This window comes from Vibrio sp. YYF0003 (assembly GCF_036350715.1).
Classification (GTDB): Bacteria; Pseudomonadota; Gammaproteobacteria; order Enterobacterales; family Vibrionaceae; genus Vibrio; species Vibrio natriegens.
Genome location: NZ_JAZDWA010000002.1, coordinates 257,085 through 275,799 on the forward strand (window position 1 = coordinate 257,085; position 18,715 = coordinate 275,799).

The 18,715-nt window shown below is 43.9% G+C and carries 20 protein-coding genes; 11 read left to right on the forward strand and 9 right to left on the reverse strand.

Going from position 1 to position 18,715, the window contains the following annotated elements; translation table 11 throughout:
* Positions 1-297: 297 nt before the first annotated feature.
* From V1U08_RS07655 to V1U08_RS07680, 6 genes are all read left to right on the forward strand, one after another.
* Positions 298-1,116, forward strand: coding sequence for a substrate-binding domain-containing protein (locus V1U08_RS07655; RefSeq protein WP_330470334.1), 819 nt, complete (start codon positions 298-300; stop codon positions 1,114-1,116).
* Between the two features lie 6 nt (positions 1,117-1,122).
* The gene (locus V1U08_RS07660; RefSeq protein ID WP_014231802.1) at positions 1,123-1,821 is read left to right on the forward strand and encodes an ABC transporter permease; all 699 of its coding nucleotides are present in this window, start codon (positions 1,123-1,125) and stop codon (positions 1,819-1,821) included.
* Between the two features lie 43 nt (positions 1,822-1,864).
* Positions 1,865-2,584 carry an energy-coupling factor ABC transporter ATP-binding protein gene (locus V1U08_RS07665; RefSeq protein WP_020333261.1) on the forward strand — a complete coding sequence of 240 codons (720 nt, stop codon included), beginning with the start codon at positions 1,865-1,867 and terminating at the stop codon, positions 2,582-2,584.
* Positions 2,562-3,149, forward strand: a complete 588-nt coding sequence (gene mobA / locus V1U08_RS07670) for a molybdenum cofactor guanylyltransferase MobA (protein ID WP_065296822.1) — start codon at positions 2,562-2,564, stop codon at positions 3,147-3,149. Before V1U08_RS07665 ends, mobA begins: the two co-directional genes overlap by 23 nt.
* Positions 3,146-4,924, forward strand: coding sequence for a bifunctional molybdopterin-guanine dinucleotide biosynthesis adaptor protein MobB/molybdopterin molybdotransferase MoeA (locus V1U08_RS07675; protein WP_330470335.1), 1,779 nt, complete (start codon positions 3,146-3,148; stop codon positions 4,922-4,924). Before mobA ends, V1U08_RS07675 begins: the two co-directional genes overlap by 4 nt.
* Positions 4,925-5,087: 163 nt before the next feature.
* Positions 5,088-5,354, forward strand: a complete 267-nt coding sequence (locus V1U08_RS07680) for a DUF2960 domain-containing protein (protein ID WP_014231798.1) — start codon at positions 5,088-5,090, stop codon at positions 5,352-5,354.
* 69 nt (positions 5,355-5,423) lie between these two features.
* Here V1U08_RS07680 and V1U08_RS07685 read toward each other — a convergent pair whose 3' ends face one another.
* From V1U08_RS07685 to V1U08_RS07695, 3 genes are all read right to left on the reverse strand, one after another.
* Positions 5,424-5,909 carry a DUF6515 family protein gene (locus V1U08_RS07685; RefSeq protein ID WP_330470336.1) on the reverse strand — a complete coding sequence of 162 codons (486 nt, stop codon included), beginning with the start codon at positions 5,907-5,909 and terminating at the stop codon, positions 5,424-5,426.
* A gap of 188 nt (positions 5,910-6,097) precedes the next feature.
* Complete coding sequence (gene nagK, locus V1U08_RS07690; protein ID WP_014231796.1) at positions 6,098-7,006, reverse strand: N-acetylglucosamine kinase; 909 nt, start codon at positions 7,004-7,006, stop codon at positions 6,098-6,100.
* Positions 7,007-7,181: 175 nt separating this feature from the next.
* Positions 7,182-7,931, reverse strand: coding sequence for a tRNA-uridine aminocarboxypropyltransferase (locus tag V1U08_RS07695; RefSeq protein ID WP_239948059.1), 750 nt, complete (start codon positions 7,929-7,931; stop codon positions 7,182-7,184).
* A gap of 139 nt (positions 7,932-8,070) precedes the next feature.
* Here V1U08_RS07695 and V1U08_RS07700 point away from each other — a divergent pair, with 139 nt between their 5' ends.
* On the forward strand, positions 8,071-8,889 hold the full coding sequence (locus V1U08_RS07700; RefSeq protein ID WP_330470337.1) for a sterol desaturase family protein: 819 nt from the start codon (positions 8,071-8,073) through the stop codon (positions 8,887-8,889).
* A 62-nt stretch (positions 8,890-8,951) separates the two neighbouring features.
* Here V1U08_RS07700 and V1U08_RS07705 read toward each other — a convergent pair whose 3' ends face one another.
* Together V1U08_RS07705 and V1U08_RS07710 are read right to left on the reverse strand one after the other, a co-directional pair.
* Positions 8,952-9,332 carry a hypothetical protein gene (locus V1U08_RS07705; protein WP_330470338.1) on the reverse strand — a complete coding sequence of 127 codons (381 nt, stop codon included), beginning with the start codon at positions 9,330-9,332 and terminating at the stop codon, positions 8,952-8,954.
* Between the two features lie 312 nt (positions 9,333-9,644).
* Positions 9,645-11,651 carry a methyl-accepting chemotaxis protein gene (locus tag V1U08_RS07710; protein ID WP_330470339.1) on the reverse strand — a complete coding sequence of 669 codons (2,007 nt, stop codon included), beginning with the start codon at positions 11,649-11,651 and terminating at the stop codon, positions 9,645-9,647.
* Between the two features lie 140 nt (positions 11,652-11,791).
* Here V1U08_RS07710 and V1U08_RS07715 point away from each other — a divergent pair, with 140 nt between their 5' ends.
* Positions 11,792-12,283: an NlpC/P60 family protein gene (locus tag V1U08_RS07715; RefSeq protein WP_014231791.1), complete on the forward strand. Its 492-nt coding sequence runs from the start codon at positions 11,792-11,794 to the stop codon at positions 12,281-12,283.
* A gap of 52 nt (positions 12,284-12,335) precedes the next feature.
* Here the strand turns inward: V1U08_RS07715 and V1U08_RS07720 are convergent, their stop codons facing one another.
* The 3 genes from V1U08_RS07720 to V1U08_RS07730 all read right to left on the reverse strand — a co-directional run bounded on the left by V1U08_RS07720 (position 12,336) and on the right by V1U08_RS07730 (position 14,774).
* Positions 12,336-12,680 (reverse strand): DUF3802 family protein, encoded by a 345-nt coding sequence (locus tag V1U08_RS07720; protein ID WP_014231790.1) that lies wholly within the window; start codon positions 12,678-12,680, stop codon positions 12,336-12,338.
* 157 nt (positions 12,681-12,837) lie between these two features.
* Positions 12,838-13,800: a GGDEF domain-containing protein gene (locus V1U08_RS07725; protein WP_014231789.1), complete on the reverse strand. Its 963-nt coding sequence runs from the start codon at positions 13,798-13,800 to the stop codon at positions 12,838-12,840.
* On the reverse strand, positions 13,800-14,774 hold the full coding sequence (locus V1U08_RS07730; RefSeq protein WP_024372671.1) for a response regulator: 975 nt from the start codon (positions 14,772-14,774) through the stop codon (positions 13,800-13,802). The genes V1U08_RS07725 and V1U08_RS07730 overlap by 1 nt, the downstream gene beginning before the upstream one ends.
* Before the next feature lie 224 nt (positions 14,775-14,998).
* Between V1U08_RS07730 and V1U08_RS07735 the strand changes: the two genes are divergently transcribed.
* Both V1U08_RS07735 and V1U08_RS07740 read left to right on the forward strand, forming a co-directional pair.
* A complete protein-coding gene (locus V1U08_RS07735) occupies positions 14,999-15,865 on the forward strand; it encodes a fructosamine kinase family protein (RefSeq protein ID WP_014231787.1) in 867 nt (288 codons plus the stop codon).
* Between the two features lie 231 nt (positions 15,866-16,096).
* A complete protein-coding gene (locus tag V1U08_RS07740; RefSeq protein ID WP_014231786.1) occupies positions 16,097-16,291 on the forward strand; it encodes a CPXCG motif-containing cysteine-rich protein in 195 nt (64 codons plus the stop codon).
* A 62-nt stretch (positions 16,292-16,353) separates the two neighbouring features.
* Here V1U08_RS07740 and V1U08_RS07745 read toward each other — a convergent pair whose 3' ends face one another.
* Positions 16,354-16,965, reverse strand: a complete 612-nt coding sequence (locus V1U08_RS07745) for a riboflavin synthase (RefSeq protein ID WP_065296816.1) — start codon at positions 16,963-16,965, stop codon at positions 16,354-16,356.
* A gap of 290 nt (positions 16,966-17,255) precedes the next feature.
* Between V1U08_RS07745 and V1U08_RS07750 the strand changes: the two genes are divergently transcribed.
* On the forward strand, positions 17,256-18,626 hold the full coding sequence (locus tag V1U08_RS07750) for an MATE family efflux transporter (protein WP_268669103.1): 1,371 nt from the start codon (positions 17,256-17,258) through the stop codon (positions 18,624-18,626).
* Positions 18,627-18,715 lie beyond the last annotated feature (89 nt).

An 18,715-nucleotide genomic window follows, 5' to 3' on the forward strand; every position in this document is an offset into this window, starting at 1 on the left:
GGGACAGAGTGTACCAACACGACAGGGGTACCCTCCTCAATAACTGAGACATTTTGTACCAATGGGAGAATTTATGCAAACAAGTCTATGAAATTGCGCATAAATAGAACATTTTTAGGTTGAATATTGTTGGCATCTTGTTTGCTATAAGGGGTATCCAAGTCGCCAATATGTTGGGCTCTTAGAGTCTGCCACTCAAGGAAGGCTTGTGATTTGAGCAATCAATATCGTTCAGGAACTTCTCACACGTTAAACGTAAAAGAAGCCGAAACATCATTGGAAAGGAAACAAATAAAAATGAAAAAAATTGCGCTAACCTTGGCAGCAACGTCAATCACACTAGTAAGTTACTCTGCTTTTTCCGCTCAAGATGGCGAACACATTCGCTTAGCAACCACGACCAGCACGTACCATTCAGGACTGCTGGATTACCTACTACCAGAATTCGAAAAAGAGACAGGCTATAAAGTCGACATCATCGCTGCAGGTACCGGCAAAGCGCTCAAAATGGGTGAAAATGGCGATGTGGATTTGGTAATGACACACGCGCCTAAAGCAGAAGGCCTATTCGTAGAAAAAGGGTACGGCGTTCAAGCGCGTAAGCTAATGTACAACGATTTTGTGGTTGTTGGTCCTAAAGCCGATCCAGCTGAAATCAAAGATGATGAAAGCGTTCTTGATGTGTTTAAAGAAATCGCAAGCAAAGACGCAACCTTTATTTCTCGTGGTGACGATTCAGGCACACACAAGAAAGAAATGGGCTTTTGGGCACAAACAAAAATTGAACCAAACTTTGGTGGCTACCGCAGCGTAGGCCAAGGTATGGGCCCTACTCTGAACATGGCGTCAGAGATGCAAGGCTACACGATGACAGACCGCGGTACTTGGCTGGCATATGAAAACAAACTGGATCTGGAAATTCTGTTCCAGGGGGATGAAATGCTATTTAACCCTTATCAGGTGATCTTAGTTAACCCTGAACGTTACCCAACTATTAATCACAAAGGCGCGCAAGTATTCAGTGATTGGTTGGTTAACCAACACGGTCAGGAATTAATTAACAGCTTCCGCCTTAACGGAAAACAGCTGTTTGTAGCGAACGCGGACAGTAAATAACGCACTATGAATCTTGCTGAAACAACACTAGAAGCGCTCCAGCTTCTGGTGAATTTCGATGCAGAGCTTTGGGAGATCGTCGCGGTCTCCTTTAGCGTTTCTATTACGGCAATATCGTTAGTGGTATTGCCGGCAATTTTGATGTCCTTTGTACTCGCTTACACCGATTTTCGTGGAAAGTGGTTTTTGCTGTCTATCATCAATACGCTTCAAGCGGTACCAACGGTTGTTATCGGCCTCTTGCTCTACATGCTGTTGTCGAGAGCTGGCCCTTGGGGTGGTTGGGAAATGCTGTTTACGCAGAAGGCGATGATATTCGGTCAAATGTTGATTTGCTTTCCCGTGTTAGTTTCGATGATGCACGGTGCATTGCAATCGAGCGACCGTCGTATGATAGAGACATCGCTTACCTTAGGTGTATCCCTTCCTCGTGTTGCATCGACCATGATTTGGGAAACGCGATTCCCGTTACTCGCAGCGGTCATTGCAGGCTTTTCGCGAATCGTTACTGAAGTCGGCTGTTCGATGATGGTTGGTGGCAACATTATGGGCGTGACACGCAATATACCAACAGCGATCGCAATGGAAAGTAGTAAAGGTGCTTTTGCGCAAGGTGTTGCATTAGGAATTGTATTACTATCCTTAGCATTAGCATTAAACTTCTTCCTGTCGAGTATGAGAGGCAAAGGCTATCTTAGAACATGACGCTAATGATCGACTCGTTTTCTATTCTCTGTAGAGGCGTACTATGACTATAAAAATTACCGCCGAACAATTGTCCATGCGCTTTAAAGAGCGCGTGCTCTTTCACATTCCCGAGCTAACGATTGGACCGAACGATGCGATTTATCTTAAAGGCGATAACGGCGTCGGAAAAACAACACTGCTGAAAATTCTAGCCGGTCTTTTGAAAGCATCAACCGGCACTGTAGCCGCACCTAAAGATACCTGGCTGAAAAAACTGACCCGCCGAAATGGTCGTGTCGATGTTATTTATCTCCATCAATCTCCTTACCTATTTGACGGCAGCGTTTACGAAAACGTTGTTTATGGCGTGAAATATCAGCAGGACAACGCAAAAGATAAGCGAGCGCAAGTTATCAACGCGCTACGCATGGTAGGTTTGGAAACCTTAGCCGATGAACATATCTCTGTATTGTCAGGTGGCGAAAAGCAGCGTGTTGCCATGGCGAGAGCATGGATCTTAAAACCGTCGATTTTATTGATGGATGAGCCAAGTGCTTCACTAGACGCCGAATCGATCGAGCGATTAGTCGTAATGGCCAAAGATCTTTTAGATCGTGGCTCTAGTATCGTGATCACGAGCCATCAAACCAACGCGCTAACCGATTTATGTAAAAAACAGTGGTGGATTAAAAACAAGACTTTGGTAGAGTCACCACTGTTATATGTCATACCAAAAGAAAACTCCCAAGAGAATGCATATGCTTCAACCAACACAAACTAGTTGGGTCATCTTAGCTGGCGGTCAAGCCAGCCGCATGGGTGGAAAAGATAAAGGCCTGATAGAGCTAAATCAGAAACCACTCATCAAACACGTCATAGAACGTCTATCACCACAAACACCAAGCATTTTAATCAATGCTAATCGAAACCAAGACGCTTACCGTCAGTTTGGTTTCGTCTTCAGTGACCAGTTCAAAGATTATCCGGGGCCGATGGGTGGCATTCATGCCGGATTAATGCACGCGCAAACGGATTGGGTCGGATTTGTTCCATGTGACAGTCCACAAATTAATACCGATTTAGTCGAACGCTTTTGTCAGGCGGTCAAAGATGACACTGACATATTGGTCGCGCACGATGGTGATCACCAGCAACCAGTTTTCACCATGTACCATAAGCGCGTACTGCCGAAACTGACGGCATTTTTAGAGCGTGGCGATCGAAAAATCATTTTGCTTTATAAAGAGTGTCACACCAGCTACGTTGATTTCAGTGACTCACCAAACTGTTTCGTCAACTTAAACACTCCGGAAGAACTGGCGCAATTTGGACAATTAGAATCATGAAACACACGCTAAATATCCCTATTCTTGGTTTTGCCGCTTACTCAGGTACTGGTAAAACTACGTTGCTAGAAGCACTGTTACCAAAACTGACCGAAGCTGGTTTACGTATTGGCATATTGAAACACGCGCACCACAACTTTGACGTCGATAAGCCAGGTAAAGACAGCTATCGTTTACGCAAGGCTGGCGCTTCACAAATGTTGATCGCATCCCGAAATCGTTTTGCTTTGATGACAGAAACTCCGGATGCTGAGGCAGAGTTCGAATACCTGTTGACTCGTTTTGATGAAGACAAGTTAGATGTCGTTCTGGTTGAAGGTTGTAAAAACATCGCCTTTCCAAAAATCGAACTTCACCGAGAAGAAGTCGGCAAACCTTGGCTTTACCCTTCTGATGAAAACATCATTGCGATTGCCTCCGACAGTGGTGAATTAGATTCCGAATTACCGCAGATGAACATCAACGATTTGGATGCTATCGCGGAGTTTGTGCTTCAGTATGTCAATGCGACGAAACAACCAAAATCGAAAGACAAAGAAGCCGCGTGCTGTGACACCTTATCCCCTGCTTTCCTATCTGTGGAGCAAGGGCGAGAGAAAATTCTCTCTTTAGTGCCTTCCTTGACTGACATTGAACTATGCGATGTTGAACGTAGTTACGGTCGAGTATTGGCTGATGACATCGTTTCTCCGGTTAACGTGCCTCAATACACAAACTCGGCAATGGATGGTTACGCTATTCGCAGTGACGACCTTGAGCGAGAGAGTTATCAAGTGATGGCAGAAGTCCTTGCTGGCCATGCTTACGATAAACCGTTGCAGATGGGGCAAGCGGTTAAAATCATGACGGGAGCACCAACACCGGTTAATGGTGACACGGTGGTGATGCGCGAACAAGCTGTACAAAATGGTGACAAGGTAACGTTTAATACTTCAGGCATAAAAGCGGGTCAGAACGTTCGTCAAGCTGGTGAAGATCTTGAAATTGGCAGTAACGTCTTTACCTCTGGTACTCGCCTCGCCTCTCCGGAAATGGGCATGATCGCCTCTCTTGGTTTCGGGCAAGCAAGTGTCTTTCGTAAACTCAAAGTCGCAATCTTCTCAACGGGTGACGAAGTGCAAGCGCCAGGCACCGAGCAGAAGCCTAATTCAATCTTCGACTCAAACCGATTTACCATTATGGGTATGCTTGAACAGCTCGGGTGTGAAATTTTGGATTTTGGTATTCTGGAAGACAATGAACAACAGATGATCGAAGCATTGGAGCAAGCATCCCAGCAAGCAGACATGGTAATGACATCTGGTGGCGTGTCTGTTGGTGATGCGGACTACATTAAGTTAGCTCTGGAAAAGTTGGGACAAATTGACTTTTGGCGTATCAACATGCGCCCTGGTCGCCCACTTGCGTTTGGCCAAATAAACAGTAAGCCGTTTTTTGGTTTACCGGGTAACCCTGTTGCCGTGATGGTCTCGTTCATCAACTTCGTTGAGCCAGCAATCCGCAAAATGCAGGGAGAGCAAGGCTGGCAACCATTAAAAGTCAACGCGATTGCAACGGAAAACTTACGCTCTCGTCAAGGCAGAACTGAGTTTAGCCGCGGATTCTATCAGCTAGACGAAACCGGCCGCCTCACCGTTCGCACGACGGGTAAGCAAGGCTCCGGTATTTTGCGTTCGATGAGTGAAGCGAATTGTCTAATCGAAATATCCCCTGCTATCGATACAGTTAAAGTGGGAGAAAACGTGACAATCATCCCTCTTCAAGGCAGAATCTAGCCCCAATAGGTTACTAGCAACGATTTTATAAAGGTCAGCTATGCTGGCCTTTCGTTTTTAGTGGAGTTTGAGGTTGGTACTCCATATCAAATATCCATCACTGCTTACGGTAGGTATGGCTCAATTTCACTGAAAGCATTAACACACTATTCGAGAGATTATTATGGCTCGCACCATTCTTTACACATACAAGAACGAAGACAAAGAACTGACGTTCTCTTACCAGCAACATCGCAATATTCATGAAGCCGTTGCTGAAGCAGAAGGTATTGATATTTCTGAGTTCCTAAAAATGGAACAGCAAATCGAAGCGATTTCTGATACCAAAGCCGTTCGAAACTATCGTGATAACCACTTTAAAAAACTTGGTTTTACTAAAATCACTCTGGCCCAAAAGGAAAACTTGGGCGTTGGTAAAAAGAATAAATAGTTTTTACCAAATAGCAAAAGCTCGCGATTAAACGCGAGCTTTTTTGTATCTGATTGGATCTGTTCGAGTTTAGAGCTGAGGCGCAACAACCACAAACTTACTCGTCCCTGCAATTGGCGCATACCAGTCATTGCCTCGGACATAATAGGTAGCACCGTCTACCGTTACTCTCACTACACCGCTTGGGAGTGTATTCACAACCTGACCCGATAGACTGCTGCTTACGGAATTGACTTGCTGAGACGAAGATACAGGTGGCTGCTCAACATAAATGTACTGGTCACCACTTTGCTTGTAATAAGCATTATCGATAATCGCATACGTTATTCCCGCAATTGCTAAAATTGCGGCTGTAGAAGGCAATCCGCTATGATGATACGAACGATGTGACGGAGCCTTATGACTCGGTCTATGGTCTGGCGTTACCACAACAACTTTGCTCGGGGCTTGATGGTCATGACCATGTCCCGGCGCTTGCTTCGCAAAAGATGGGGCCACCATACTCATCAGTACCAACGCAATGGCACCGTTACGAAATGTTGAAACGTTAAACATAGTCATCCCCGTTAATTAATCTCTAAGATTTAAAGAAATCTTACCAGAGGCTAGTTCAAGTGACGTAAATGAAGTGTAAAGCTCGGTAAAGACGGTTTCCTGACAAAGTCTACGCAAACAAAAAGCCCTGTTGCACAATTAGCAACAGGGCTTTTATTCAATTCTAAATGTTAAACCAAGCTAACTATTTACTTGATGTTTAAGAATGCAGCACCGCGAACACCACCCGAATCACCGTGTTTTGCTTTGATGATTTTTGGACATTTCGCTACAGAAAGCAGGTGTTTTGGAATACGCTTTGGCATCTCTTCGTAAATAAGATCGAAGTTAGATAGACCACCGCCCAGTACGACAACATTTGGATCTGTTGCGGTAAAGATGTTGCCCAAACAAATCGCCAGAAGTTCCATAAAGCGCTCAACGTGTTCAACTGCTGAAGCTTCACCTTCGCCATACGCTTTGATGATATCGATCGCTTTTTTCTGCTCGCCGAAGTAATGCGCATAAATCAGCTCAAAACCGCGACCGGATAGGTAGCTATCAAGACAACCTTTCTTGCCACATCCACAACCAAGTAATGGCGCATTGTCACCTAGGTGGAACCATGCATCGATAGGAAGACGCATATGGCCAACCTCTCCCGCTACGTGGTTACGACCTGAGAAAACTTTACCTTCGTAAATAAAGCCGCCACCAAAACCAGTACCCAAGATTAAGCCCAGTACAGATGGTTCACCTTGTAGATCTTCATCCCAAGCTTCTGAAAGCGCGAAACAGTTTGCGTCGTTTTCGATCTTCACAGAGCGACCGATTTTCGCTTCTAGATCTGCACGTAGTGGTTTTCCTTTCGCAGCTGGTACATTTACTGTCAATACGGTTGCATCATCAGCATCTTCCATTCCCGGAAGACCCAGGCCAATGGTACCTTCGCAGCCAAATTCAGCGTCGTACTTACTAATAAGATCAGCGATAGTGTCAACCAATAGTTCATAGTTATCAGTTGGTGTTGGTACACGCTCAGTTGCTACACGCTCAAGCTTTTCGTTAAATGCACCAAACTCAATCTTTGTGCCACCGACATCAAAGCCATAATACATGCAATTCTCTCCTAAAAAGTGCTAACAGGACTCCCAAAAATTTAGTGGAGTCAAAAAGATAAACTTCTGGCATTATCCATATCTATACGCCTACAAACCGTGACCAAATCCAGATTTATCCTCTCACTCAAGCCAGTTGAACAACAAGCGATCAACAAAAACTCATTCCTTAGAGTCAGTTCTCAGTTTTTGCCCACGCTTTGAAACGATGTAGATGCGGACGGTTGGGATCCGTTTTGACTCGTGTTTTGGTCAACATGTAGGTTTCTCTAAAAGCTTCGAACCACAATTGGAGACACTCTGAAGCTTGGTGCTCACCTGCCTGTTTAAGCACTAAAGTGGCAACTTCAGCCGTAGAGAGATGCTGCTCGTTCTCAGAACGTCGCATGATGTATTCAGAGAGTGTTTCTGGTTGTATCGATAATACCGGTAACGATTGTAGATAGTCAGAACGGCGGAAAATCTTTCTCGCTTCGCGCCAGCTGCCATCAATAAAAATCAACAGCCATTTCTTGTTGCTGCTTTCCGGTGTTCTCAAGAGCTCAGGGCTCAGGCTGTCCATTAATCGTGAAGTGTCATCGACATAATCTGCCGGGAATATGATCACCGGCTGATAGTCATCACTTTTTAATAGCGCGAGCATCTCATTGGAAGGTTCCGTCCGGTTCCATTGATATACGTAGGTTTCCTCAATGGTATCGGCAATCAGGCGACCCGTATTACTCGGCTTAAACACTTCGTTTTCCGATACAATCAACATACAAGCGAGATTGGATTTGATATTTGGCTGTAGTTCACACAGGCAGTGCTCTTGTGAGACCTGACAATATTGGCAGCGAATAACTTTGCAGCCTCGCGCGTTAAAAGTCTTTGTCGAGATAGACTGACGGTGCTGATATAAACGGTGAAAAGCGTGAATTCTCATGAGTAGCAATGCCAAATAAAAAGTAGAGCGCGATTCTACTGGCATAACCGCTTAGCCTCAAGGTAAGGTATAGATACCGAAAGAAATTGGCACTGAATTTGGTCTGTTCAGACAGAATAGATAACTGAGAGGAACTTCTGTGACAGAAACAGCATTTAACGACCCCGCTTGGATAAGGCTCGGTTGCTTTGTCGGTGTATTGCTGCTTTGCACGTTATGGGAAAACGTATTACCCAGAAAAGTATTGACGGTGTCTCGCGCTTTTCGTTGGGTAAACAACCTCTCACTCGTCGCACTCAACAGTGTTGTTATCGCGTTAGTCATGCCTATCGCGGCATTCCAGGCTGCCGTTATTGCTAGCGAGCATCAGTGGGGACTATTCCAATTACTGTCGTTGCCTGATTGGTTAAACGTACTACTCTCAATCATCCTGCTCGATTTTATTATTTATGTGCAGCACGTTATCTTCCACCGTGTCCCTGTATTGTGGAAACTTCATCGGATGCACCATGCTGATTTGGATATTGATGTGACGACGGGCGCCCGCTTCCACCCAATTGAGATTTTGATTTCCATGGTGATTAAAATTGGTGCCGTATTTATGCTCGGTGTTTCTCCAATCGCCATTGTTATGTTTGAAATTATTCTCAACGCGAGTGCTATGTTCAATCACAGTAATGCGAAGCTTGCGTTACCTGCAGATGCATGGCTAAGGAAAGCGATTGTTACTCCGGATATGCATAGGGTGCATCACTCCGTCATTCCGAGAGAAACGCATTCTAACTTTGGGTTCTTTTTGTCTGTGTGGGATCGAATGTTTTCGACGTACCGCGCTCAACCAGAGCTTGGGCATGACCATGTTGTCATTGGTTTACCGGACATCAGAGACAAACAGGAGCAGAGGTTGGATAAGCTTCTTACCCAACCATTCCGCTATCGTGTTAAGACAAAAAAATAACATTGATTTGGAATGACGCTGGTTTTTCTTGGTCATTCCCTTACAAACTGATTATGACAATATTACCGGAAAATCTGGCGCGACTGTCGATTCTTACGAGCGTTCCAAAGCCATATAGATACGCCCATAGCAAAACCTAAAAATAGCGTCTTCATCTGTAAAGCCGTGTTGTTATCTAATATTCCCAACGAGTAATGTGCGTGAGAGTTAAAAATCACATTGGTGAACAAAATTACCAACATCAATACCAGACCAGCCCTGCGGTATCGAATCAAAAGGTAAACTGCCAACAGGTCGAAAATGCCCAATATACTCCAGTAGATATTTAACCAACGCGGTGCAAAATCATAAGGTAATAAACCGTCGGCAATGTTGTCGTAAATGTGTACAGCACCGCCAATCGTCAAAAAAAGGCATAAGAGAAACACTACGAATTTATCCATCATCGTTTCCTTATTTTAGTGAATAGCGAAGAGCATATAGAACTAATCGAACAATTTATAATTTTGTGGCAATTTTTGGGACCGACCATGCCCTAATGCATGACCAAGTAATTGGAAATGTATTCGGTTACGAACATGCTGCTACTGCAAGGATAGTTACATGTTATCAAATTCGCACGCTGCGAGCGCATGTATATCCAAATAACTTTGGCATGGAAGACTTAGTAAGTATGCGTGGGATACGAAACGGGAACAAAAAGGCCAAGGACGTCGATAGATCCGGCCTTGGCTTGTCGTCGGTTTACTTATGATTTACAAGTCATACTTATGAAGCATAGCTTGTTGATGGCCAGCAATTTCTGCCACTTGTTCTGAGCTTTCGACCATAGATTCTAGTCGTAGCTTTGTTTGCTCGCCTTGTTCCGATATTTGTGCGATTGATTGTGACACATCAGCGGTTGCCCGCTCCTGCTCTTCTGTCGCCACAGAGATCTGTTCAACACGTTCTTGAATAAGCTTAACGGCGTTATTGATGTCGGAAAATACCAATTTAACTTCATGACTAGATTCTAGTGCATGCGTCATTTCTTCCCGGGAATCGCTCACGGCTTGTCGAGAACGCTCTGCCGCCGTCGTCAACTCATTCATCATTGCCCGAATATTGGTGGTTTGTTGAGACGTATCGCTGGCAAGTTTACGCACTTCATCTGCTACCACCGCAAAACCACGTCCTTGCTCACCTGCACGCGCCGCTTCAATCGCAGCATTCAAGGCCAACAAGTTAGTGTTATCAGCAATACCACTGATCATATCGACCATTTCGCGAATCTGTTTCACGCGCTCATCGAGCTCCAGTATGGACTGTTCATTCATAGTAAATGACGTCTCTAGTGACTCCAGTCTAGCGCGATTTAGTTCAACAACTTCAACCCCTTTTTCGGTTTGCGTTGTCGCCACAAGAGCATCTTCGGCTGAAGCGTTCGTCACCATGGCTATTTCTCGTATCGAGGCTTCCAATTGTGTAATGGTCGTGACCATACTCACCAAGGCTTCATTTTGTTTACTAAGTCCTTCGTTAGTCTGCTCTGCGGCGGTATGGCTGATTTCCGCCGTTTGATAAAGCGTCTCACAATTCCGCGTCACCGTAGAGATGGAGTCATAGGTGGAATCAATGACCAGATTCAGTTTACGCGCCACCTCTTTCAGTTCTTCAGGCCCCACCTCATCGGCTTTCTCTCGGAAATCGTGTTCAGTCAGTGCAGATAATCGGCTAAGGACCGATTGTAGTCCTCGATTCGTCCAGCTTCTCAAACCAACCAAAGTTGCGAAAATAATGATTGAGATAACCACTGCGGCGATAATGACCATTAAGCTAACGGTTTTTATCGTCGTATTTACTACGTTTTCTCTCTCATTAATCAACTCAGAAGCTGCGAGTGAAACCTGATCAAGTAACAGCATCGTCTCGTCAGCGAGCTGGGAAGCTTGTTTAAATTCCGCTCTTTGTTGTTCGCTTTGTTCCAGTTTAGCAAGAATCAAATGCAGAATACCTTTGTCAGTAAAGCCTGCTTTTACCATTTCATAAGGCGCTGTTAGACTGGCATAGTCACTGACTTCAGGGTGCAGTGCTTGGAAATCGGAGTATGCGAGGTTAATCCCTGCGATTCGGTTTCGCATTTCACGGTATTCTTTTTCCGCTTTTGCGAGGTCAGTATGCGTCAGCATCATTAAAAAGGTGCTTTCCATCGAACTTGCTGAAGCAATAAACCGATTGGCAGCGTCACTTGATTGAGGATTGTCTGCACTCAAAAAAGAGCTGATGCGGTTCATTTCCGGGCCGATAGAGCTTAGACCGTAGCGGAACCCACCAACCGCAGAATTGATATCCGTTTGAATCTGGATCACTGCATTCTGCTTTAGCAATATCGCTTGAGTGATGTTGTGCAAGTTTTCGACTTTGGTTTTTAATTCATTTGAAAGCGAAACCGCAACGCCAGAGGTTTTTTCCGTTAAGCCCTCAGATTGAATAGCTAACGCTTCTATTTGTGATTCAATTATAGGGAGTTCTTTAGGTTCGGTAACTTGCATGCCATGGTTTAGCAATTTAACGATCTCGAGAACATTTCTGGTTAACTTGGCGTTGGCCATTGCCATAGGTAATGCTTTTTGAGACAGATCTTCAAATTGTTCTCCGATCTGTCCCATTCCTTTGAAACTTGAAGCAGAAAGAGCTATAACAAGTGCAATGATAGTTAAAAGTGTTGCACTGATCGTCTGAATCAGTGAGAGTGAAAAGCGTGAGCGTTTGCGCGTTGCCATAATCAATTTTTATTCTTTCTTAGGTTTGAACGGTTTTACTGCGTGTCCATCACATAAAGTTGATAAAACCGTGATAAGCGTTCAATAGTATGGATTGATTATGACAATAATATTTCATGTATTAATCACTTGAATGGTAGGTGGATGATTTGCGTCGTATTTATTTCTCTTTGATAATCAGCACACTTATGACAGCTTGTTCGTCGGGTCCTGAGCCTGCAGAGCACGCCGTGGCTGTGACAGTTCCTCCTGCGAAAACTTTGGCTAGCAAACCGGAGTTACTGCAGTTTTATAACGAGTGGCACGGCACTCCGTACCGCTTGGGTGGGACACAAAAGTCAGGTATTGATTGTTCTGCCTTTGTGCAAAAGGCCTTTGTGGAAGCGTATCAACTTGCTTTACCGAGGACGACAAGGCAGCAATCTAAACAAGGCGTAGAATTAGGATGGAATGAAGCCAAACAAGGGGACCTTGTCTTTTTTAAGACCAGAAGAACAACATATCATGTTGGTATCTATTTGGGTAACAAGCAGTTTATGCACGCGTCCACATCGAAAGGCGTCATTATTTCTCGGATTGACAACCCCTACTGGGCATCAAAATTTTGGCAAATCAGAAGGGTGACATTGTAACGCCACTAGAGTTTTGAACGATAAGAATTCACGATTCAAACAACATAAGCCTCTAGTCGTAAATCGCCACTGCGTTATCAAAAAGATTTTTCACCAATGCGACGTACTCTTCCAGAAAAGTAATCTGTTCATTGGTCGCCTTCTTACCCCAGACTCCAGCGAGGACTTCACCCAAGTCTTCTACTACGGCATCCGCTTCTTTTAACAACTTAAAACGCACACTGGAATGAAGTTCAGGGTTTTGCTCAAAAATCATCATGATATTTGATGCCACCATATCGGTAACCACATCTTCGATACTTTCTGAACCTGTATCACCACGCTCGGTGGTAAAGATATCAAGGTTTAGCGACAAGTGTTCGATAAGAGCAAGGTAACCATCCGTTTCAACAACCACTGTATTTCTCCATTAACGTCAAGACTAGAATGCTGGGTGCACAATTGTATCAATAGTAAGACATTACTAAGAAATTTCACTAACTTATGTCATAGAAATGCGTATTTACGAGCCAAATGGACAGCTAGTAACCAACAATATAGAAACTCGTCTCGATTTAGTCGTCACCAAATACACAACTTTGGTTTCGTCCGCTTTCTTTTGCACGATACAAAGCGGAGTCTGCACTTTTTAACCATTGTATATGGCTTTCAAAGTGAGGCTTATATTCGCATACGCCGATACTGACGGTGTAGTTAATCAGAGAATCTTCAACTTTCACGGTCTCTTGTTCTACGCGTTTACGTAGCCGCTCTGCAAAATAACTGGCCTGTTCCTGATTGGTATTTTTTAACAACACTGTGAACTCTTCCCCGCCAAAACGACCACAAATGTCGCTGCTTCGGGCTGTTTTTCTTAACAGAGCTGACGTTCGACGAATCACTTCATCCCCAACAGGGTGACCATAGTTATCATTAACTTGTTTAAAGTGGTCAATATCGAAAATAACCAGGGAACATGACCCATCAACGACTTTTATTTGGGTAAATTCTTCTTTGAGTGATTGTTCCCAATAAGCGCGATTAAACAAACCGGTAAGACCGTCTTTACGACTGATTTCTGAAAGGTGTTGATTGGTTTCTTTAAGATAAATACGGCTTCGTGCCGTTTCAGACACATCGTTTATTTGGATAGCGATATGGCTTATCTCTCCGGAAAGAGAGCGCAGCGGCGTGATCACGATATCCTGATACATAAATGTGCTGCTGTTCGATACAGGTGAAAAGTTAGTAAACTTAAAAAGGTACGGACGATTTTCCCAACTAGAAAATGAACGAGTTTCCAAGTCGGCTGATGTATTTAATTTTGTCTCGAGCCAAGCTCTAGGCAGGTCTTCAAAGTGGTCGAATAGACTCTCACCGAGAATTTCTTGCGACAATACACCGCTGTAGGATTGCATAAAGCTGTTCCACACGCAGACCTTATACTGGCGATCCAGCACAATAAGGCCAGAGTCCATTGTGTCTAAGATTTGCGTGACCCAGTGAAAGTCAGCCATGTCCAGCGTGATTTCGGACATCAGATTAACTCCATGATTTCATAAATGATTTCTACAGATGGTTTGTCTATCAGAAAGAGCACTTCACATTCAAAGTCCAGTGATTCCGCCATGTATGTATATTCAATCGTAAAAAGCTCCCCTTTTTGACCTTGCTGCTCACTATAAGTCGGTAAGGTTTCGATGATACTCGGCTGGCGAAGCGAGAACTGCTTATCTAACTGGCAACCTAACGACGTTAAGAACGAAGACACTAACAAGTTAGAGATATTAAGAATGATCTCGTTATAGCTGGTGAACTCCAGTTGAAAGCCTAGCCGCTCTCCTATCTGGTCGATGTGTTTACCTCTGAGGCAAACTAATGCTTCACCATGAATACCACCACCAACAAACCGTTGTGCGACCGCAATCGAACCGTCACGACGAATGACATCAACCAGCGTCATATGGAGCTCTCCATATGTTAGTGGCCCAACGTGAGGTACAGGCAACTGAATAAACTCGCGTAAATGATCGGCCATGATGGCGGCCCCTTTTCCTAGGGCAACATTCGCGACTTCTCGAAACTTCGCAAGCGAGGAAAGATCATCGAATACTTGCTGTTTAGGACTGAGCTCTACGGTAGGCTTAAATGCGTATTGCATTCCCAGTTGCTCATACAGCGGGGCCACTTGCTCTTCAGACAATGGTTTTGCAATAAATGCTTTTGCACCTAATTCGATGCAGCGCTGTTGGGCTTCTTGTTGGACATCGCCAGAGATGATCACTATCTGGGTGTTGTAGCGGCTTACTGGTAAGGATTTTAGAACTTCGAAACCGTCCATAATCGGCATCGTGAGATCGAGGAACATAATGTCAATATTTTGTTCAGCCAGAATCTTCAGTGCTTCATACCCATCTTGGGCTTCGATCAGCTGCATTGATGAACTTTGCACGATTGTTCTTATAATCAGTTTTCTTGCGATTGCTGAGTCATCACATATCAGTACTTTCATGCTATCAATGGAACCAAAGTCAAAAAAATTATAATACATGTTGTGTGGGTATATAACCATCTGCTAGGACGATAAATCATAAACTTATGAGCGATATGATTCACACTTATGCAAATTTCGTCAGCAGATTCATAAATTTATTGTTCAAGTATGCGCAGCAACGCGCCAATTTCTCGTCGTTTATCCTAAACTATTGGTGGTCAAACAGATTCGCGAGGTTTTGTATGTGGCAAGCAATATCGCAACAGCTTTCTGATACGCTGTTATTTGAATATCAAATCAACGAAAAAGTTCGCCTTTCTGGTGGAGATATCAATGAAAGCTATATGATCAATGATGGCGAGCAACGCTATTTCGTTAAAATAAACGATCGTGATTTTTTGTCTAAGTTCCAAGTAGAAGCTGAAAGCCTGCATCTGTTACGTGAAACTTCAACCGTATTTGTTCCAGAGGTCGTACTGGTCGGCAAAACAAAAAATAACTCTTTCTTAATTCTTAACTACCTCCCAACTAAACCGTTAGAAGATGCGCAAAACAGCTTCTTGTTTGGCCAACAGCTTGCTCAATTACACCAATGGGGAGAACAAAAAGAGTTTGGATTTGATACCGACAACTATTTGGGTTCAACCCTACAACCTAACCAGTGGCACAAGAAGTGGTGCATGTTCTTTGCAGAGCAGCGCATAGGATGGCAATTACAATTACTGAAAGAAAAAGGCGTAACTTTGGTCGATATTGAGGACTTTGTTAACGTCGTGAAACAGCTTTTGTCGAATCACACACCGGAGCCATCGTTACTGCATGGTGACTTATGGAATGGTAATGCTGCCGTGACACCTGTCGGACCTATTTGCTATGACCCTGCATGCTACTGGGGCGACAGAGAGTGCGACATTGCGATGACGGAGCTTTTCGGTGGGTTCAGACCTGAATTTTATCAAGGATATGAATCAGTTATGCCATTATTGCCTGGATACCAGGAACGTAAAGAGATTTATAATCTCTACCATGTTCTTAACCACTGCAACCTGTTTGGCGGGCATTATTTAGAGCAAGCTCAGCTAACAATTAACAAAATTATTTCTGTCTGATCTGAAATATTTAAAACGTTGCATAATGTAAATTTACGAGTGATATCACTCTGAAAATTGACCCCAGATTCAGTGTTGAGTTTGGGGTCAAGTTTTGTACTTATTTCGATTCAAATAGCAACAACTACACTTAATATTTAAGTATCTCTCGATGTTGGGACAAAGTAAGTGATAGGGCTGAACTTCCACAATAAATTGTTTTAAAAGCCCTGCAATACGAGGAGTTGTTGTATGAAAAACTATACTGAAAGACACGTAAAGTGTCCGCATTGTGGGCACTCAATAGGAATCACTTTAGACGCCAGTAATGGTGACCAAGAGTTTTATGATGACTGCCCTGCCTGTTGTCATGCCATTCATCTCAACATGCATGTGGATGAACTGAACGATAAAGTAGAGCTGTTTATTGACGATAACTACGAATAAACTAAAACGTAAAAAGGAGCAATAACGCTCCTTTTTTAGATCACGGCAAATATCACTGATATTTAAATTTGTTTCGCTGCCAGCACACGCTCGACCGTGTCGACAATAGCCTGAGTTTGTGGATCGAACTCAATATTGACACGTTCAGTCACTTTCCTACCGCCAAACAGAGTTCTCTGCAACGTCTCAGGAATCAGATGTACAGAGAAACGATTGTCTTCTACCTCGCCAATTGTTAGCGAACAACCATCGATACCAATATACCCTTTGGCCAATACGTATTTCATTGAATCTTGAGGCAACTCGAACCAGATGGTTCGGTTATTTGGCGTGTCAATGACGTCAACAATGGTGGCCATCAAGCTAATATGACCAGACATATTGTGACCACCAATTTCATCACCAAATTTAGCCGCTCGTTCGATATTGACGTTATCGCCCTCACTGAGAAAACCCAGATTGGTCAATGCTAATGTCGCCTGCATCAAATCAAAACTAATGTGCTTCCCGTCGATTTGAGTGACGGTCAGACAGCAACCATTATGTGCGACGGAAGCCCCAATCTCTAACCCGTCAAGAAGGGAGCCATCTAACTCGATCACATGAGTTTGAAAACGCTCTTTCTTTTCGATCTTCACGACTTTTGCCGTGCCCTGTACTATTCCAGTAAACATTTGTTTATACCTACTTATCTGATCTCTACTAAACAACGCTCGAGAGATGTTTATTTCTACGCGTTTACCTTTCTTCTATCGGACTACTATAAACTGTTTTCAAGTTAATATGCAGTTAAAGGTATGGCATATAAAGATACAATTGTTTATCATTTGCGCGGAGGCTCTCTGAGACATTTTTCCACCTTATCATGGTTAAGATCAACCACTAGGTCAGTCCATCACATCTTTTGTTCTCGAGCTCTCTCATTCTTTCAATTTCAATCTCTCTTTGCGCCCTGGAGTATTTCGTGCAGCACTATAAAGAAGAAGCGTCGAGTCTTATAAAATTAGCTACCCCTGTATTGATAGCTTCCGTCGCTCAGACAGGCATGGGGTTTGTAGACACGGTAATGGCAGGTGGCGTAAGTGCTACTGACATGGCAGCCGTGTCTGTTGCTTCAAGTATTTGGCTTCCATCGATTTTATTTGGCATTGGCTTGTTAATGGCGTTGGTACCTGTTGTTGCACAGCTTAACGGCTCTGGTCGTCGGGTAAAAATACCTTTCGAAATTCAGCAAGGTATCGCCATGGCGCTATTCGTTAGCATCCCTATTATTGTGGTGCTATTGCAGACTCAACTGATCCTTGGGTTTATGGATATAGAAGCGCTGATGGCTGAAAAAACCATAGGCTATATTCACGCTGTCATTTTAGCGGTGCCGGCTTTTCTCCTGTTTCAGGCTTTGAGAAGTTTTACCGATGGGATGTCACTCACTAAACCAGCAATGGTGATCGGTTTTATTGGTTTATTGCTCAACATTCCATTGAACTGGATTTTCGTTTACGGCAAGTTTGGTGCGCCAGAGCTTGGTGGCGTTGGTTGTGGCGTCGCAACAACTATCGTTTACTGGATTATGTTTGCGCTGCTCTTATTTTATGTGGTTACGTCGGAACGACTAAAGAACATCAATATCTTTGCTGAATTCCACGCACCACAACTGAAAGCACAAATTCGTCTGTTTAAGCTCGGCTTTCCTGTTGCTGCCGCGCTATTTTTTGAGGTAACGCTGTTTGCTGTCGTTGCACTTCTGGTGTCTCCTCTTGGTCCAATTATTGTTGCAGCTCACCAGGTCGCGATTAACTTTTCGACTCTTGTGTTCATGCTGCCAATGAGTATTGGTGCCGCTGTTAGTATTCGAGTCGGGCATAAACTTGGAGAAGAAAGTGTAGCAGGCGCCCGAGTGGCATCGCGTGTTGGTATCATGGTTGGTACTGCGATGACAGTTGTGACGGCATTCCTAACGGTAGTATTCCGTGAATTTGTCGCAGAGTTATATACCAGCAACCAAGAAGTTATCAAACTGGCGATGGAACTATTGTTACTCGCTGCGATCTATCAGTTTACCGATGCCGTACAAGTGATCGCTGCGGGTGCATTGCGTGGGTATAAAGACATGCGCGCTATCTTTAATCGTACTTTTGTTGCTTATTGGATTTGCGGTTTACCAATGGGTTACATCCTTGGCCGAACCAACTGGATCGTTGAGCCAATGGGCGCGCAAGGTTTCTGGATTGGCTTTATTATTGGCCTGTCGTCTGCCGCTCTGTTGCTTGGCGTCAGGTTACGTTGGATGCACCACCAAAAGCCAGAGGTTCAATTGAACTTTTCGGTACAATAATCTCCTGTAAAAGCCAGCAATCGCTGGCTTTTTTGATCGAACCGAACCTTAGTCAGGTATACTTTTATACCAAGCCAACTCAGTGATTA

What these genes read in the sequence shown, in the direction of transcription:
- V1U08_RS07655 (WP_330470334.1), top strand. Translation starts at nt 298, where the DNA reads ATGAAAAAAATTGCGCTAACCTTGGCAGCAACGTCAATCACACTAGTA.
- V1U08_RS07660 (WP_014231802.1), top strand. Translation starts at nt 1,123, where the DNA reads ATGAATCTTGCTGAAACAACACTAGAAGCGCTCCAGCTTCTGGTGAAT.
- V1U08_RS07665 (WP_020333261.1), top strand. Translation starts at nt 1,865, where the DNA reads ATGACTATAAAAATTACCGCCGAACAATTGTCCATGCGCTTTAAAGAG.
- mobA (WP_065296822.1), top strand. Translation starts at nt 2,562, where the DNA reads ATGCTTCAACCAACACAAACTAGTTGGGTCATCTTAGCTGGCGGTCAA.
- V1U08_RS07675 (WP_330470335.1), top strand. Translation starts at nt 3,146, where the DNA reads ATGAAACACACGCTAAATATCCCTATTCTTGGTTTTGCCGCTTACTCA.
- V1U08_RS07680 (WP_014231798.1), top strand. Translation starts at nt 5,088, where the DNA reads ATGGCTCGCACCATTCTTTACACATACAAGAACGAAGACAAAGAACTG.
- V1U08_RS07685 (WP_330470336.1), bottom strand. Translation starts at nt 5,909, where the DNA reads ATGTTTAACGTTTCAACATTTCGTAACGGTGCCATTGCGTTGGTACTG.
- nagK (WP_014231796.1), bottom strand. Translation starts at nt 7,006, where the DNA reads ATGTATTATGGCTTTGATGTCGGTGGCACAAAGATTGAGTTTGGTGCA.
- V1U08_RS07695 (WP_239948059.1), bottom strand. Translation starts at nt 7,931, where the DNA reads ATGAGAATTCACGCTTTTCACCGTTTATATCAGCACCGTCAGTCTATC.
- V1U08_RS07705 (WP_330470338.1), bottom strand. Translation starts at nt 9,332, where the DNA reads ATGGATAAATTCGTAGTGTTTCTCTTATGCCTTTTTTTGACGATTGGC.
- V1U08_RS07710 (WP_330470339.1), bottom strand. Translation starts at nt 11,651, where the DNA reads ATGGCAACGCGCAAACGCTCACGCTTTTCACTCTCACTGATTCAGACG.
- V1U08_RS07725 (WP_014231789.1), bottom strand. Translation starts at nt 13,800, where the DNA reads ATGTCCGAAATCACGCTGGACATGGCTGACTTTCACTGGGTCACGCAA.
- V1U08_RS07730 (WP_024372671.1), bottom strand. Translation starts at nt 14,774, where the DNA reads ATGAAAGTACTGATATGTGATGACTCAGCAATCGCAAGAAAACTGATT.
- V1U08_RS07735 (WP_014231787.1), top strand. Translation starts at nt 14,999, where the DNA reads ATGTGGCAAGCAATATCGCAACAGCTTTCTGATACGCTGTTATTTGAA.
- V1U08_RS07740 (WP_014231786.1), top strand. Translation starts at nt 16,097, where the DNA reads ATGAAAAACTATACTGAAAGACACGTAAAGTGTCCGCATTGTGGGCAC.
- V1U08_RS07745 (WP_065296816.1), bottom strand. Translation starts at nt 16,965, where the DNA reads ATGTTTACTGGAATAGTACAGGGCACGGCAAAAGTCGTGAAGATCGAA.